Below are 16,217 nucleotides of genomic sequence, written 5' to 3'. Positions count from 1 at the left end.
TCACTTTGAAATGTGGCGGAGCAAGCCCCGCCACGTTTGTTTTTTATTTATTAAAGCCCAAAAGCTTCCTTTATCTTCTCAACATAGTCGAGCTTTTCCCAGGTGAAGAGCTCAACATCCATTTCTTTCACCTCATTGCCGAGGCGGAACACCTTGTGCTTCATGCGCGGGTTGTGGCCCATGTGGCCGTAGCGTGCTGTTTCCACATAGATGGGGTTGCGCAGTTTCAGACGCTGCTCAATGGCGTAGGGACGAAGATCGAAGAGTTGCTTGATCTGTTCTGCAATCTCGCCATCGCTTAAAGAAACGTGCTTCTTACCGTAAGTATTAACATAGATACTAATGGGTTCAGCCACACCGATAGCATAGCTCAACTGAACGAGCATCTCATCGGCCACACCTGCTGCCACCATATTCTTAGCAATATGACGAGCGGCATAAGCAGCACTACGGTCTACCTTCGAGGGGTCTTTGCCCGAGAAAGCACCACCACCATGAGCGCCGCGACCTCCATAAGTATCGACAATGATTTTACGACCTGTCAGACCTGTATCACCGTTCGGTCCACCAATGACAAACTTGCCCGTGGGGTTTACATGATACTTGATGTCGCTATTTTCGAAAAGTGCTTTGATTTCTGGGGTATTGACACGCTCTTCAATGGTGCGCGGAATGAGGATATTGATAACGTCCTCACGAATTCTTGCCAACATCTGCTCATCGGCCTTCTCCTGACTGCCAGCTTCGGCTGCGGAGATGAACTCATCGTGCTGCGTGGAGATAACAATGGTATCGATAGCTACGGCGTGGTCGTTATCATCGTATTTCACCGTTACCTGGCTCTTTGCATCAGGGCGGAGATAGGTCATCACCTTCCCCTCACGACGGATGCGAGAGAGCGTAATCATCAAGTCGTGAGCCAAGGAGAGAGGCAGCGGCATGTAGTTGTCGGTCTCATTATTGGCATAACCAAACATCATACCTTGGTCGCCAGCACCTTGATTTTCTGCATCAATGCGCTCAACGCCACGATTGATGTCGGCACTCTGCTCGTGAATGGCACTGAAAATGCCACAGCTTTCAGAGTCGAATTTATAATCAGCTTTGGTATAACCAATATGGGCAATAGCGTCGCGCGCCACGGTCTGCAAGTCGGCCCAAGCGTTTGACTTTACTTCCCCAGCAACGACTACTTGTCCAGTCGTCACCATTGTTTCGCAAGCTACTTTAGAACTGGGATCGAAAGCGAGCAGTTCGTCAAGCACGGCGTCCGATATTTGGTCGGCCACCTTGTCGGGGTGTCCCTCAGACACCGATTCGGAAGTGAATAAATACATAGTTTTTTTGAAATGTAAGAATGAATAAATCTGTAGCGATGGCTTACGGAGGGAACAAAAAAATAAGCGCCCTCCGTTGGCGCTTTATCCATCAAGACGGTATTACCATTGTGGACTTAACCGTCGGTCATTTTAGCATTCTTTTTACGAGGTTGCAAGCAGCCAAATCTATCCTCGGTGTTCGTGGTGCAAACGAGGCGTAGCGCAAAAGGCTCATGCCACGTCTTTCCCACTTTGCGTTGCAAAGTTAGCGCCTATTCTCCGTACCACCAAGAAAAGGAGAAATAAATACTGTTATTTTATGTAAAACTCCCCTTTTTGTATAGTTCGGCAAGAGTAAGACATAATAAAAAATCGGGTCAGCTCATTCTGTTTGGACTGACCCGATATGAGGTTTCTCTTACTCGTTAGTGTTTGGAGCTTTATCGATAAGATCCATAAACTGATCGAGCTTCGGCGTAATAATAATCTGTGTGCGGCGGTTGCGCTGCTTGCCTAAGTCAGAATCGTTTGCGGTGATGGGGTTATATTCGCCACGACCAGCAGCTGTCAGACGGGCTGGATTCACACCATACTGATTCTGGAGTGCCTGTACAACGCTGGAGGCGCGGAGGCAGGAGAGGTCCCAGTTGTTGCGGATATTGGTGCGAGAAATGGGCACAGGGTCAGTGTTACCTTCCACGAGCACATCATAGTCCTTATAGTCCTTGATGATTTTTGCAATCTTGGAAAGCGTCTCACTGGCGCGGTCGTTGATTTCATAACTGCCGCTCTTGTAGAGCATATTGTCGGCCAGAGAGATGTAAACAACGCCCTTGAGAACTTGAACATCCACTTCCTGAAGTTCGTCGCGATTGAGCGAACGTGTCAGATTATTAGTGAGCACCATATTCAGTGAATCGCTCTTTGTCTTAGCCTCAACGAGCTGCTTGATGAAGCGATTGGAAGCGTTGATTTCGTCCACCAACTTCGAAATGTTGATATTGCCTTGGTTATTCTGTTGCAAACTCTTATCGAGGGAGCCTTGCAGCGTCTGATAGTCTTTGCGCAAATCTGCCACGCGGCGCTGCTCTTCCGCCAAACGATCTTGGAGATTCTTAGAATTCGCGTTACACTCAGCCAAATTGATACGAGTGTCTTGGTTTTGCAGTTTGAGCTCTGCATTTTCAGCTTTCAATGCCTCAAACTCTTTCTTGCTGGCACAACTGCTCAGCATAAGTGCACCTGCTAAAACAGGGAAAAGGATACTTCTGATTTTCATTATGTACATTGGATTTATTGTTCCAGCTCGCAAGATAGGCTTTTTTATCTGAACCGGACAAATCATTTAGTATGTTTTAATGATTCTTGCGGTTTTTACAAGGGTTTCTGCTTATTGCGCCCATTCCTCCCCTCCCACCCTTTTTGCTGCACAACTTTTTGGTGAAACCACAAAAAGAAGGGACCGATAGCCTTATTAGGAGCTGTTCAAAAATACAATAAGGGTGTCAGCTGACAGCCTTATTGTGTGAACTGACAGCCTTATTGTGTCAGCTGACGCAATAAGGAAAAACACGGCCCACATTATTACTTTATATATTAACACTTTACGAATGAGCAACATCCCTCTTTTGCTTACCATGAAACAATAGAAGATGACAGGGAAAAGAGGAGAGCTGATAGCGACAATCCGCACAAGAAAGCACACCCGCATAAAAAACCAAAAGCCAACGCTCACTCGCGCTGGCTATTTTTGGAACATAACAATTTAAATTTACTATAACTCATTGGGGAAAACTTCCACCTTGAATCCGAGTGCAAAGGTAGGGCAGTTCTTATAGGGCTGCAATACCACTAACAGGGTATTTAGAACTGATAGCCTAAAGTAATGAGCCCAGAAACGTTGCGCGCACCCGATTTATCAAAGGAAAGCAGGCCGAAATCTGTTTCCACGCCCACGGTGATATGAGTGGGAAATTGATAGCCTACTCCTACCGTCAGCCCCGCATCGAAGCGATGAATGCCTGCTCCTTTGAATGTAGAAGTCTTATAAAACACTTTGCGACTACCTTCTTGTTCGGCATCTCCACGCGTCTTTTGCTGACCGTTGATACCAAGAGCTGCATAAGGTCCTGCACTCAAAACAACATAGCGCGACTCATCCAGGCGCAGATAGTAGTTGAAAAGGACGGGCACTTCCAAATAATTAGCTGATGTTGTACGGCTCTTTATGCCGGTACGCTGTGTACCGTCGGCATTAAGAATAGGATTTCCTTGCTCGTCATAATACTTCACCACTTGATCCTTGTCCTTCCAGCCCTTAGCATAAGCTGTGAGCCATGGCGTCACCGTCAAGTGCTGACTAAGCTCAATCTCATAGCCCAAACCTGCCTTGAAAGCACCAACAAGTTTGGCATCAGCATGATGGGAAGCAAAACCGCCCCCGATCTTCATTTGCAAATGCTGCGCTGCTGCTGGCATAGCGAGCAACAAGAGCAGCCTCATAATGAGTTTTCTTATCATGTATTGTTATGTTTATTCAAAAAATTTCCGCCAGTCGGCTTCTTTGTTATTTTTCTTCTTCGGCCGTTTCGCTACAGTTTCTTCCGAACGACGTTTACGCGGCTTATCGAAACGTTCACCACGAGTACCGCGCTCGCCACGTCCCTTTCCTGCTTGCTTACGTCCCCTGCGCTCTTCTGTGGCAGAAGCATCCCTATCGGCATTGTCCACTACAACGGGGCGATCGCCTACCTTGGCGCGGCGCATCTTCTTGAGAACGATTTCGGCCTCGCCTTCGGGAACCTCGAAGAAAGAACAATTCTGCGTCAAATCAATACGTCCGATTTCTACATTGCCTTTCACATGGCGATTGATAAGGTTGATAATTTCTCGAGCGTAGAAATTATCGCGCTTACCTAAATTGATGAACAACCGAGTATAACCTGCTTCGGCGCGGCGTGGTCCGTCCTCACGACGTCCACGACGTGAGAAACCACCGCCTTCATCGTGCTTGCCGCCACGATCTTTCGGCTGTAGGATTTCTGGTGCGTTGGCGTAATATTTTAGGAACTGTCCGAAAGCGTCTGCAACAACGCGCTTCACGAGGTCTTCCTTTGTGAGCCAATCGAGCTTGCGAAGCACTTCGGGCATGAAGGGTGCAATTTCGTTTTCGTCGACCTCCTGATGTTCCAAGCGGTCGATGACGTGATAGAGCTGTTTGGTACAAATTTCCTTGGGCTCTGGCAGAACACCGACCTCGAACTCTTTGCCCAGAATACGCTCTATGGCGCGTACTTTCCCTTTCTCACGCTGGTGGATAATACAGATACTCGTACCTCGCTTACCTGCACGCCCCGTTCGGCCGCTGCGATGGGTGTAACTCTCAATGTCGTCGGGCAATCCGTAGTTGATAACGTGCGTCAGATCGTCCACGTCCAAACCGCGAGCAGCCACATCGGTTGCCACAAGCAGCTGAATGGTATGTTGGCGGAACTTCTGCATCGTTAGGTCGCGCTGAGCCTGGCTCAAGTCGCCGTGGAGCGCCTCGGCATTATAGCCGTCGCGAATCAAGTTATCGGCCACCTCTTGCGTCTCCATACGCGTCCGACAGAACACTATGGCATAGATACGCGGATAATAGTCCACCACACGCTTCAGTGCCGCATATTTATCGCGCGCCTGCACCATGTAGTAGATATGATTGACCTTTTCTGCCCCCTCATTACGGGAACCGACAACAATTTCTTTATGGTTGTGGAGATAGTTCTTTGCAATATTTTCCACCTCTTTGCTCATCGTGGCCGAGAACAACAATGTGTTTCTCTCCTCGGGCACTCCCGCAAGGATAGCATCAATACTTTCCGAGAAGCCCATATTGAGCATTTCATCGGCTTCATCAAGCACCACGTTCTGTACTTCGTCCAAACGAGCTACACCTCGATTCATCAAATCGATCAAGCGACCAGGTGTAGCCACAATAACCTGCACTCCTTTTTTCAGTGCACGTATCTGACTGTCGATACTGGCACCGCCATAAACAGCCTGCACATAGAGACCGTCGATATAGCGGGAATAGTCTTTCAAATCGTCTGCAATCTGCAGGCAGAGCTCACGCGTAGGACTTAGCACTATTGCCTGCGTAGATCGGCTACTGGGATTCACCTTTTGCAAAATGGGCAGCCCGTATGCTGCCGTCTTACCCGTTCCCGTTTGAGCAAGTGCAATCACGTCGTTGTTCTCGCCTAAAAGATAGGGAATCACTTCTTCTTGAACGGGCATAGGTTGTTCGTATCCCAGTTCTTCCACAGCGCGACGGATAGCCTCCGAAACGCCGAGTTCTTCAAATGTCTTCAAATCAATGTCTTTTGTAATCGTGGCAAAGGTACACCTATAATAAGGAAGTACAAAATAAATTATAGACGGAAGTATTGTGCCCGCTTTCTCTTTTGTCTTGAATTATTGACAATTTCAATCTTTTTTCTCACCTGCAGGGAGAAAACCTTACCTCGTGAGCAGAAAAAGGCGGGAGTAAGCATACTTGCACGTTCCGAGAAAAGTCCTTACCTTTGTTCGTTTAAACCAGTATGGACACAAATATGGAAAAATTGCTCCATTACGTTTGGCAACACCGAATCTACCCTCTCAGAGCGTTGCACACGGAAGACGGCGCCGAGGTTGACATCATAGATCCCGGTCTACACAACTTCAATGCTGGCCCCGACTTCTTTAACGCAAAAGTGAAAATAGGCGGGCAATTGTGGGTGGGAAATGTGGAAATTCACGAACGTGCTTCGGATTGGTTTCGACATCAGCACCAGCAGGACGCTGCATACAACAACGTAGTGCTCCATGTGGTTTCCGTTGCCGATGAGCAGGCACTTACGCTCGACGGTAAATCCTTGCCCCAACTTGTACTTACGGTTCCGCCCGAGATTCTCCGCAACTATGAAGAACTGCTTCACGAAGACACTTTTCCTCCCTGCTATCGCATCATTCCTCACCTCCCCGATATCAAGAAACACGCATGGTTGGCTGCTCTGACGGCTGAGCGCTTGGAGGACAAAACGAACCGCCTGCGCGGCTATCTACAACGCACGTGCAAAGATTGGGAGCGTACGTTCTTCATTGCCTTAGCTCGCAACTTTGGTTTTTCGGTTAATTCGGAAGCTTTCGAGGAATGGGCGTTTCTCATTGAGCCAAGTGCGGTTGGGAAACACCGTGATAATGTGTTCCAGGTGGAGGCTTTCTTTTTCGGACAAGCAGGTTTGCTGGACGATGCAGCAGTGGCGCAAGAGCGTCGGGATGATTATTTTTGCCGTCTGCAAAAGGAATACGCCTTTCTAAAGCACAAGTTCTCACTTACGCCAATGGATTTCCACCATTGGAAGTTTCTCCGACTCCGCCCACAAAACTTTCCCCACGTTCGCTTGTCGCAACTTGTAGATCTCTACTTCCGGCAAGGCGTCAACTTCTCTCGAGTCCTTGAAACACGTAATCTGAACAGCCTTCGCTCCTTGTTGCGCGCTGAGGCAACGGACTATTGGCGACGCCACTACACCTTCGGCACCGATTCCGTTGAGAACCCGAAGCAGTTGCAGAACGCCAGTCTCGATTTGATTATCATCAACACCGTTGCTCCATTGCTATTTACCTACGGAAAGGAACGTCTCGATGAAAGCCTTTGTGAACGCGCTTTCAACCTCTTGGAAGAGACGCGGGCAGAGCACAATTTCATCACGCGCTCTTGGACAGCAGCAGGACTTCCTGTACGCAATGCGGCCGACTCCCAAGCCCTCATCCAGCTGAAGCGAGAATACTGCGAAAAGCGCGACTGTATCCGCTGCCGCTTCGGCACAGAATATTTACGCAAAACTCCATAAAACATTCTATCATTATGACTCCTATCTTTGAACTTAGAATAAAAGTGCGCGATTATGAATGCGACATTCAAGGCATCGTTAATAACGCCAACTATCAGCACTATACTGAACACACGCGTAATGAATTCATTCGGTCGCGCGGACTTGCTTTCGACGAGTTGCATCACCGCGGCATCGACACCGTGGTAGCTCGTTTAGAAATGCAATTCAAGACGCCACTCCGACCAGGCGATGAATTTCTCTCTCAGCTCTCTGTTCGCAAAGAAGGCATCAAATACGTTTTCGAACAGCAACTGTTGCGCCTCCCCGACCGCCAATTGTGCTTGAAAGCCCAAACCACGGTGGTTGCTATAGTAAACGGCCGTCTGGGCGACTGTGAGGAACTCCAACAACTCGTTCCTTAACTCCACGACACTACTTCAAAACACGGTTTTCCTTTTCTGACCTCTATGAACGAACAACATTTCCTTCTCGCTCTCTCTCGCTTGCGTGGCTGTAGCCAAGCGCAAGCGCTGGAGGCTTATCAAAAATTTGGTTCGGCGCAGGCTGTTTTCGAAAGCGGCAAAGATGCTCCGGAAAAGCTCCAAGCTGCACTAAAAAATTCGCCCGAAGCTTTCAATTGGGCGGAACAGCAGGCGGAATACTGCCAAAGTAAGTCCATACGCATCCTAGGCTTTGACGACACGGACTATCCGGAGCGTTTGCGCAATTGTGCCGATGCTCCATTGCTCCTTTTCTATCGTGGAACAGCACAGCTCAATGCGCCGCACATCTTATCAGTCGTGGGGACGCGCCATATCACGGAATACGGTAAAGACCTCTGCCGCCACCTTTTGCAAGACCTGGCGCACCTTTTGCCCGACACGCTCATCGTCAGCGGCCTTGCTTATGGCGTCGACATCCACGCTCATCGCAACGCCTTAGAGTATAATCTACCCACAATAGGTGTCTTGGCGCACGGCTTAGACCGCATCTACCCTGCCTCCCATCGCGACACGGCTATACGTATGTTAGAAGCGGGCGGACTGCTCACAGAATATCCTTCCAACACGAAGCCGGACAAGGGCAACTTTGTGCGCCGCAATCGCATCGTAGCAGGCATCGCGGATGCCACGATCGTTGTAGAAAGTGCGGCAAAAGGCGGCGCACTCATCACGGCACATCTGGCGCAGAACTACAACCGCGATGTCTTTGCTTATCCTGGTCGTATTGGCGACCTTTATTCCGAGGGTTGCAACCGTATCATCGCACAACAAACGGCACAATTGGTCACATCGGCCGAGGATATCACGCTGGCACTGCAATGGACACAACCGAAAACACTGCAACCCATTCAGCGCGAGCTTTTCCCTGAACTTTCACCCGAAGAGGAATGTATCTGCAAAAGTCTTGCAGATGGGCGCCCTCACACGATTTCCAACCTTGTCACAGCAACGGCGCTCCCTTTCAATAAAGTCAACACGCTGCTCCTATCTATGGAATTACGCGGCATCATCAAAGTGCTTCCAGGCGGTATGTATCGACTGCTAAAATAAGCCCTCACACCACTACCACAAACAGGACATATCAAACTGATAATAAACCACTTAAACGGATTCGTAAGAAAACTAAACAAACAGAAATTATCTGTAAAAACAGCTTACTCTTTGGTCACTACCAAAGAGTTTTTTTATATTCGCATATTCACACTAAAACTTACAATGATGCTGAGAAAGAAAAATAACATAATAAGCCATACGCTCGTACTGCTTGCTCTGATGGCTTTCCTTACGGCTTGCACTGCTTCGCAGAGTGTTTCAGGACAGAAACGTGCGGAAAAGGCGGAACAAGTTTCTACGGTTGTGCAGAATGTACTCAACAGTAAGCATTTCACACTAAACGTCAATAATATGTACCCTGTCAGTGCATCGAGCAAATACGTTGGTGGAGAGTTCTTTCTGGAAGTTAAAGGCGATACGTTGCGCAGCTATCTTCCTTATTTCGGAGCTGTCTATCATTCGTCCTACAATATGGGTAACGCGTTGGATTTCGAACAGAAAATGGAAAGTTTTCAGCAAGTTCGGAAGAAGAAAAATTGCACCACCATCTACATCTCAGTGCGTACTGCAGAAGATTTCTTCAAATACACACTCAACATCTTCGACAATGGTCGTTTTGATTTGTATGTACTGCCGGTCAATCGCCAGTCTATCTCCTACGATGGCGAACTCAAATTCTAAATATTTTCCACGCAAGGCATAAGTTCTTAGAACAAAAACAGCCTTACATACACCTCTCAAACTCGTCGTTTTCCTTATTGCGCCAGCTGACATCCTTATTCTGTCAGCTGGCTTCTTTATTGTGTCAGCTGACGCCCTTATTGTAGCAAAGCACACCCTATAGAAAAGCATCATTTAGCACTTTTTGCGCAAAATAGCAATAATCTTAGCTCGCAATTTCTCACACACAGAGCTTGAAAAAAAGCAAAACATACTCCAACATCTAAACGAAAGAAACTCTCTACTCAATCCTTCTGCCAATAGTCCAAAACATCACCATCGAAAAGAGAGAAGAAGTGGCACAACAAATCTATATAGAGATTTTCTTCCGACATGTATAGTTTTTACTACATTTGCCTGTCAATAAATATTAAGCTTTTATGAAAATTCTCAAGTTTTTAGCAGCTGCATTTCTCTGCGCTAATAGCCTATCAGCCCAAGAATATGTGGGTGGCGATATCTCGCTTCTTCCTAAATATGAGCAGAATGGGGCGAAATATTTCGACCATGATGGCCGTCCTGTGACAGATGTCGTCGCTTTCTTCAAACAACAAGGACTCAACTCTATGCGTGTGCGCCTCTTTGTTAATCCAGAAAACGCCTCGGCAACAGATAAGGGACAAGGGGTTTGTCAAAACCTGGAGTTTGTCAAAAAACTTGCTAAACGCATCAAAACCGCGGGAATGTCACTGATACTTGACTTCCACTACTCCGACTCTTGGGCTGATCCTGCCAAACAATGGACACCAAAGGACTGGGAACAGTTGAACGATGAAGGACTCTACACGGAAATCTACAAATATACCGCGGACGTACTTAAAGAACTCGTGAAGATTGGTGCGACACCTGATTTCATCCAAACAGGCAATGAAATTAGCTATGGCATGCTCTGGGGAAAAGAAGGCTCACAAGATCATAGATGCTACATCGGCAACACAGCAAATTGGGCACGCTTCACCACTCTGCTAAAACGCGCGGGGCAGGCTTGCCGAGAAATTTGCCCGCAAGCAAAGATAATCCTCCACACAGAACGGACTTTGCAGCCCAATGTGCAAGAAAACTTCTATCAGAAAATGGCTGAAGCGGGAGTCGATTATGATATCATCGGATTGAGCTATTACCCTGCTTATCATGGTACTCTCTCTTCGTTAGATAAGGCTCTGACGGCACTTGAAAACAAGTTTGGCGATAAGAAAATCATGATTGTCGAAACGGGCTATCCCTATGCTTGGCCTGTAGGCGGAACTACCTACGATTTGACGAGTACTTATCCCTACTCTGATGCAGGACAAGAACACTTCACAGAGGATCTAATCTCTACTCTTCATAAACATCAAAACGTAAACGGACTATATTGGTGGTTTCCAGAAGCCAACGAAAACGGATTGGATTGGACGTCACACCGTGTGACAGACTCTTGGTACAATGCTCCCTTATTCGATAATCGTACAGGGAGGGCCACTTCAGCACTTTCTGCACTGAAAACATTTCTATCGCCTACTTCTGGCATCGTCTCTCTATCGACCTCGACAGCAGATAGTAGCTGGTACACGTTACAAGGTCTCCGCATCAGTCATCCACAAACTCCAGGACTTTATTTGAAGCAAAATCAAAAGATTCTCATAAGATAAAACATTCGTGCAACTTCCTTACGAGCCCCGCCATCACTTACCTTCAAAGAGAGGATAAGAGTATGGTGGGGTTCTGACTAATAATGCTCTGACTTTCACATAATCGCGTATTTTTCGTATTTTTGCGGGCTGAAAGAAAAGTAACTGAATGAACGCAGAATTTAATTTCGACGTCATTGTCATTGGAGCGGGCCACGCTGGATGTGAGGCGGCCAACGCTGCTGCCCGCATGGGGGCGAAGACCTGCTTGGTGACAATGGATATGAACAAAATTGCACAAATGTCGTGTAATCCAGCCATCGGTGGCATCGCCAAGGGGCAGATTGCGCGCGAAGTGGATGCGCTGGGAGGCTTGATGGGCATCGTGACAGATGCCTCGGCCATACAATTCCGAATGCTCAACCGCTCCAAAGGTCCTGCCATGTGGAGTCCGCGTGCACAGTGCGACCGCGCACGATACATACAGGAAATGCGCATCCTATTGGAGAATACACCCAACCTGCACATTTGGCAGGATGAAGCCCGCGAAATCCTCGTTGAAAACGGACAAATCACGGGCGTACGTACTATTTGGGATGTCGTGCTTCATGCCCGCGCCGTGGTCATTACTGCGGGAACGTTCTTGAATGGTCTGATGCACATCGGACGCAGCAAGGTGGAAGGCGGAAGGTGCGCCGAACCGGCTTCAAAGTTTTTAACCGAATCTATCGAGCATTTCGGCATACGTAAAGCTCGCATGAAGACAGGTACTCCCGTACGTATCGATAAACGTTCGGTACATTTGGAGGAAATGGGCTTAGAACCCGGTGAAACCGACTATCATCGCTTTTCCTATCTCGGTCCACAACGCAAATTACCGCAGCTTCCTTGTTGGACGTGTAATACAAACGAAGAAGTTCACAAGATTCTGCGCTCAGGACTAGCAGATTCTCCTCTCTACAACGGACAAATCCAAAGTATCGGCCCGCGCTATTGCCCGAGTATCGAGACTAAACTGGTAGTATTCCCCGACAGAGAAAGCCACCCCTTATTCCTCGAACCAGAAGGAGTAGAAACCAACGAGCTATACCTAAACGGTTTCTCATCAAGTCTGCCCATGGATATCCAGCTGCAAGCTCTGAAACAAATTCCGTGCTTCCGCGATGTAAAACTTTATCGGCCTGGCTACGCCATCGAGTATGATTTCTTCGACCCTACCCAACTAAAACATTCGTTGGAATCGAAAAAGGTAGACGGTCTGTTCTTTGCCGGACAAGTCAACGGTACGACTGGTTACGAGGAGGCAGCTGGACAAGGCTTGCTTGCTGGTATCAACGCCGCACTTAAATGCAGCGGCGGCGAAGCCTTAACTCTCCACCGCGACGAAGCTTACATCGGCGTTTTGGTGGACGACCTTGTAACAAAAGGAGTGGATGAACCCTACCGTATGTTTACTTCGCGTGCTGAATACCGTATTCTGCTGCGCCAAGACAATGCCGATGCTCGACTCACCCCTATTTCATCGCGCCTGGGAATTGCCACACCCGAGCGCACCTCTATCTGGGAAAAGAAACAGAAAAACATCGATGAAATCATCTCTTTCTGTCACAACTACCCCATAAAGATAGATAGAATCAACGCGTTCTTAGAGCAACATAACTCCACCCCATTGCAGCGCGGATGCAAACTTTTCGATCTTTTAGTGCGCCCCGAGCTCAATCTCTCTTTATTGTCCGAAGAAATAGATAAATTGAAAGAACTCATCGATAGTTTCAGCGATAAAAAAGAAGAGATTGCCGAAGCAGCAGAAATAGAAATGAAATATTCCGGATACATCGAACGAGAGAAACAATTGGCTGAAAAAATGCAACGTTTGGAGGTCATTAAAATAAAAGGCAATTTCAACTACGAGGAAATAAACTCCCTATCAACAGAAGCTCGACAGAAATTAACAGCCTTACAGCCCACAACACTCGGACAAGCCAGCCGAATCCCAGGAGTATCCCCTTCAGATATTAGTGTACTCTTGGTACTATTAGGCAGATAATGTCGATAAAAAGGTGTATTTCTATTCAGTTCCACGTGAAACAAATCTTTAGAAACCTCAAGAAATAAAGGAAATTATGAACGAGAAGTTGTTACTTGACAACCTGCGAAACATTCCCGACTACCCAAAGGCTGGAATACAGTTTCAAGATGTCTCCACGCTATTTAAGAATCCCGATTGCGTGAAGGAGATGAAAGAAGAATTAGTACGTATCTATAAAGACAAAGGTATAACCAAGGTCGTCGGCGTTGAGTCGCGCGGATTCGTCATGGGCGGAATTCTGGCGAGCGAATTAGGGGCCGGCTTCGTTATGGCCCGCAAACCGGGCAAGCTCCCTGCACTAACCTGCAAGGCCTCCTACAAAAAGGAATACGGCTACGACACGATTGAGATTCACACGGATGCCATCGAAGAAGGAGATATCGTGCTAATCCACGATGACCTTCTGGCAACGGGCGGAAGTATGCAAGCTGTTTACAATCTTTGTGCACATTTCAAACCGAAGAAGATATACATCAACTTCCTTATTGAATTGGCCATGGAAGGCCTACACGGACGCGAGACATTAGGGGCAGATAAGGACATCACTACCCTAGTCACCGTTCGTCGGTAAATACTGACAAGAAATCCGCTCTACTCAACAATCACAACGGACCTGCCGTACGCTCGCTGTACCGCAGGTCCGATTCAGTCCATACCGGTTAGAAATTCTCTTATATGAAAAAAGAAGAACGTGCTAAAATCGACGAATACCTCAAAGGTATCGTTCTGAGCCTCCCAGACTCTCCCGGATGCTATCAGTATCTCAACGAGAAAGGAGTTATCATATATGTAGGTAAAGCTAAGAATTTGAAGCGTCGCGTAAGTTCGTACTTCAACAATCCAAAGCAAACCTACAAGACACAGTTTTTAGTGCCAAAGATTCGGGATATTCGCTACATTGTCGTAGACACGGAGGAAGACGCATTACTTCTGGAGAACAAACTCATCAAGAAATACAAGCCGCACTATAATGTCCTGCTCAAAGACGATAAGACCTACCCATCGCTGGCCATTACCAACGAATACCTACCTCGGCTCGTCAGAGTGAGGAAAAGGATGGGCAAAGGCGCACAATTCTTCGGTCCTTACAGCCATACGCCCACAATGTACGCTCTATGGGACCTCTGCAAAGACCTCTACAAGCCCCGGCCGTGCCACACGGCTATGACGCGCGAAGGAATAGAGGCAGGCAAGTACGAAGTGTGTTTGGAATACCACTTACATAAATGTTTAGCCCCATGCGTAGGGCGTCAGAGCCGACAAGACTATATCAACAACATCGAGGCTTGTCGTGAGATTCTGAAAGGCAATACGGCCGAAGTGGCGCGAAAGATGAAAGAACAAATGATGGCCTTGGCCGCAGAACTACGTTTTGAGGAGGCAGAACTCGTCAAGCGGCAATATATAATGATAGAGAACTACCGCGCAAAGAGCCAAGTGATCAGCGACATTCTCTATAATATAGACGTTTTCAATATTGAAAGCGAGGAAAAGCTGGCTTATATCAACTACCTACACGTGGTGAATGGTGCTATCGTGCAGGCTTTCACTTTTGAATACAAGAAGAAACTCAACGAAACGGACGAGGAACTGCTGGCGATGGGCATTGTTGAGATGCGCGACCGCTATGAGAGCGACAGTAAAGAGATTATTGTACCGTTTCACGTAGACTTACCCGACGACTACGCCCTACAGACTATCCCACAACGCGGCGACAAAAAGAAATTGCTCGACTTATCGAAACTAAACGTAAAGCAATATCGCTTCGATCGTCTGAAGCAAGCAGAGAAGCTCAATCCAGAACAAAAATCTGTGCGCCTCATGAAAGAAATTCAACGCGATTTAGGGCTGGAAAAACTCCCCTACCACATCGAACTCTTCGATAATTCTAACATCCAGGGCGAAGATGCCGTGGCAGCTTGCGTGGTCTTTGAAAAACTAAAACCTTGTAAGAAAGAATACCGCAAATATAACATCAAAACCGTGGTAGGACCTGATGATTACGCCTCCATGAAAGAAGTTGTTTTCCGCCGCTACAGCCGACTCAAAGAAGAGGGAAAGAAACTGCCCGAACTGATTATAGCCGACGGCGGAAAAGGTCAGATGGAAGTTATACGCGAAGTGGTGGAAGACGCCTTAGGCCTCAACATCCCCATAGCAGGCTTGGCCAAAGACAATCATCACCGCACACGCGAGCTCCTTTTTGGATTTCCTCCCAAGAGCGTAGGAATGAAGGCCAACAGCGAACTTTTCCGCCTGCTCACACGTATGCAGGACGAAGTACACCGCTTCGCCATCACCTTCCACAGGCAAAAACGCTCGAAACGTCAGACCAAATCAGAACTTGATACCATTCCAGGCGTGGGCGCAAAGACCAGAGAGCTTCTCATCAAGACTTTCGGCTCCGTGAAACGTATCAAAGAAGCCAGCTTGCAGCAACTGCAAGTGGTTGTAGGGCGCGCAAAAGGGCAGAAACTATTTGAAAACCTCCACTCCAATAAGGAAAATCACGAATAAGTTTGTACATTTGCTAACAATATTATGCGAACAGTCATTCAAAGAGTTTCTCACGCCTCCGTAACCATAGATGGTTGCGTGCACGGCAGCATCCAACAAGGATTTCTTATACTCCTCGGCATTGAGCCTTCAGACACCGAAGCAGATGCCGACTGGTTAGCAAAAAAGGCAGCCGGGTTGCGCATCTTCGATGATGAGGAAGGCGTCATGAACCGCGACATCGTCAGCATTGGAGGTAACGCACTCGTTGTGAGCCAGTTCACACTGATGGCAAGCTACAAGAAAGGCAACCGTCCCTCCTATCTGCGCGCCGCTGGTCATGACATCGCCGTGCCTCTCTACGAATATTTCTGTCAACGCCTTTCAGAAGCCATTGGAAATCAGGTGGAAACAGGTGTTTTTGGGGCAGATATGAAAGTAGAACTCCTAAATGATGGGCCAGTAACTATTTGTATGGACACGAAGAACAAAGAATAAGATAGAAGAAAAGAATCTAAAACAAGAGAAAATCACTCTCAACACTCTGTTAATCAAACTCTTTTCTA

At 47.5% G+C, this 16,217-nt stretch carries 14 protein-coding genes; 9 read left to right on the top strand and 5 right to left on the bottom strand.

The annotated features are described in order from the left end of the window. Window positions 1-50: 50 nt before the first annotated feature. The 5 genes from metK to ACO4R2_RS06530 form a co-directional block, all read right to left on the bottom strand. Window positions 51-1,337 carry a methionine adenosyltransferase gene (gene metK, locus ACO4R2_RS06550; protein ID WP_484769629.1) on the bottom strand — a complete coding sequence of 429 codons (1,287 nt, stop codon included), beginning with the start codon at window positions 1,335-1,337 and terminating at the stop codon, window positions 51-53. 116 nt (window positions 1,338-1,453) lie between these two features. Then, window positions 1,454-1,582: a hypothetical protein gene (locus ACO4R2_RS06545; RefSeq protein ID WP_484769628.1), complete on the bottom strand. Its 129-nt coding sequence runs from the start codon at window positions 1,580-1,582 to the stop codon at window positions 1,454-1,456. Window positions 1,583-1,737: 155 nt separating this feature from the next. Beyond that, window positions 1,738-2,607 (bottom strand): OmpA family protein, encoded by an 870-nt coding sequence (locus ACO4R2_RS06540; RefSeq protein WP_311489839.1) that lies wholly within the window; start codon window positions 2,605-2,607, stop codon window positions 1,738-1,740. Between the two features lie 575 nt (window positions 2,608-3,182). After that, window positions 3,183-3,839: a porin family protein gene (locus ACO4R2_RS06535; protein ID WP_484769627.1), complete on the bottom strand. Its 657-nt coding sequence runs from the start codon at window positions 3,837-3,839 to the stop codon at window positions 3,183-3,185. Between the two features lie 12 nt (window positions 3,840-3,851). Further along, a complete protein-coding gene (locus ACO4R2_RS06530; protein WP_484769626.1) occupies window positions 3,852-5,672 on the bottom strand; it encodes a DEAD/DEAH box helicase in 1,821 nt (606 codons plus the stop codon). Window positions 5,673-5,914: 242 nt separating this feature from the next. Between ACO4R2_RS06530 and ACO4R2_RS06525 the strand changes: the two genes are divergently transcribed. The 9 genes from ACO4R2_RS06525 to dtd all read left to right on the top strand — a co-directional run bounded on the left by ACO4R2_RS06525 (window position 5,915) and on the right by dtd (window position 16,149). Beyond that, complete coding sequence (locus ACO4R2_RS06525) at window positions 5,915-7,198, top strand: DUF2851 family protein (protein WP_484769625.1); 1,284 nt, start codon at window positions 5,915-5,917, stop codon at window positions 7,196-7,198. Between the two features lie 14 nt (window positions 7,199-7,212). Then, entirely contained in the window at window positions 7,213-7,602 is a 390-nt protein-coding gene (locus ACO4R2_RS06520; RefSeq protein WP_484769624.1) for an acyl-CoA thioesterase, read from the top strand. A gap of 45 nt (window positions 7,603-7,647) precedes the next feature. Then, complete coding sequence (gene dprA / locus ACO4R2_RS06515; protein ID WP_484769623.1) at window positions 7,648-8,733, top strand: DNA-processing protein DprA; 1,086 nt, start codon at window positions 7,648-7,650, stop codon at window positions 8,731-8,733. Between the two features lie 165 nt (window positions 8,734-8,898). Further along, window positions 8,899-9,417, top strand: coding sequence for a DUF4251 domain-containing protein (locus tag ACO4R2_RS06510; RefSeq protein ID WP_484769622.1), 519 nt, complete (start codon window positions 8,899-8,901; stop codon window positions 9,415-9,417). A 419-nt stretch (window positions 9,418-9,836) separates the two neighbouring features. After that, on the top strand, window positions 9,837-11,087 hold the full coding sequence (locus tag ACO4R2_RS06505; protein ID WP_484769621.1) for a glycosyl hydrolase 53 family protein: 1,251 nt from the start codon (window positions 9,837-9,839) through the stop codon (window positions 11,085-11,087). 148 nt (window positions 11,088-11,235) lie between these two features. Continuing rightward, entirely contained in the window at window positions 11,236-13,113 is a 1,878-nt protein-coding gene (gene mnmG / locus ACO4R2_RS06500; protein WP_484769620.1) for a tRNA uridine-5-carboxymethylaminomethyl(34) synthesis enzyme MnmG, read from the top strand. A 76-nt stretch (window positions 13,114-13,189) separates the two neighbouring features. After that, window positions 13,190-13,726 carry an adenine phosphoribosyltransferase gene (locus tag ACO4R2_RS06495; RefSeq protein WP_315091756.1) on the top strand — a complete coding sequence of 179 codons (537 nt, stop codon included), beginning with the start codon at window positions 13,190-13,192 and terminating at the stop codon, window positions 13,724-13,726. Window positions 13,727-13,830: 104 nt separating this feature from the next. Next, window positions 13,831-15,672 (top strand): excinuclease ABC subunit UvrC, encoded by a 1,842-nt coding sequence (uvrC, locus tag ACO4R2_RS06490; protein WP_484769619.1) that lies wholly within the window; start codon window positions 13,831-13,833, stop codon window positions 15,670-15,672. Between the two features lie 24 nt (window positions 15,673-15,696). Continuing rightward, on the top strand, window positions 15,697-16,149 hold the full coding sequence (gene dtd, locus ACO4R2_RS06485) for a D-aminoacyl-tRNA deacylase (RefSeq protein WP_484769618.1): 453 nt from the start codon (window positions 15,697-15,699) through the stop codon (window positions 16,147-16,149). Window positions 16,150-16,217 lie beyond the last annotated feature (68 nt).

The organism is Alloprevotella sp. (genome assembly GCF_057240785.1).
The sequence above is the reverse complement of the archived record's forward strand: the minus strand, read 5'-3'. Positions and strand labels throughout refer to the sequence as shown.

Bases quoted from the DNA above. Each gene is read 5' to 3' on its own strand.
- metK (WP_484769629.1), bottom strand. From the start codon at position 1,337: ATGTATTTATTCACTTCCGAATCGGTGTCTGAGGGACACCCCGACAAG.
- ACO4R2_RS06540 (WP_311489839.1), bottom strand. From the start codon at position 2,607: ATGTACATAATGAAAATCAGAAGTATCCTTTTCCCTGTTTTAGCAGGT.
- ACO4R2_RS06535 (WP_484769627.1), bottom strand. From the start codon at position 3,839: ATGATAAGAAAACTCATTATGAGGCTGCTCTTGTTGCTCGCTATGCCA.
- ACO4R2_RS06525 (WP_484769625.1), top strand. From the start codon at position 5,915: ATGGAAAAATTGCTCCATTACGTTTGGCAACACCGAATCTACCCTCTC.
- ACO4R2_RS06520 (WP_484769624.1), top strand. From the start codon at position 7,213: ATGACTCCTATCTTTGAACTTAGAATAAAAGTGCGCGATTATGAATGC.
- dprA (WP_484769623.1), top strand. From the start codon at position 7,648: ATGAACGAACAACATTTCCTTCTCGCTCTCTCTCGCTTGCGTGGCTGT.
- ACO4R2_RS06510 (WP_484769622.1), top strand. From the start codon at position 8,899: ATGATGCTGAGAAAGAAAAATAACATAATAAGCCATACGCTCGTACTG.
- ACO4R2_RS06505 (WP_484769621.1), top strand. From the start codon at position 9,837: ATGAAAATTCTCAAGTTTTTAGCAGCTGCATTTCTCTGCGCTAATAGC.
- mnmG (WP_484769620.1), top strand. From the start codon at position 11,236: ATGAACGCAGAATTTAATTTCGACGTCATTGTCATTGGAGCGGGCCAC.
- ACO4R2_RS06495 (WP_315091756.1), top strand. From the start codon at position 13,190: ATGAACGAGAAGTTGTTACTTGACAACCTGCGAAACATTCCCGACTAC.
- uvrC (WP_484769619.1), top strand. From the start codon at position 13,831: ATGAAAAAAGAAGAACGTGCTAAAATCGACGAATACCTCAAAGGTATC.
- dtd (WP_484769618.1), top strand. From the start codon at position 15,697: ATGCGAACAGTCATTCAAAGAGTTTCTCACGCCTCCGTAACCATAGAT.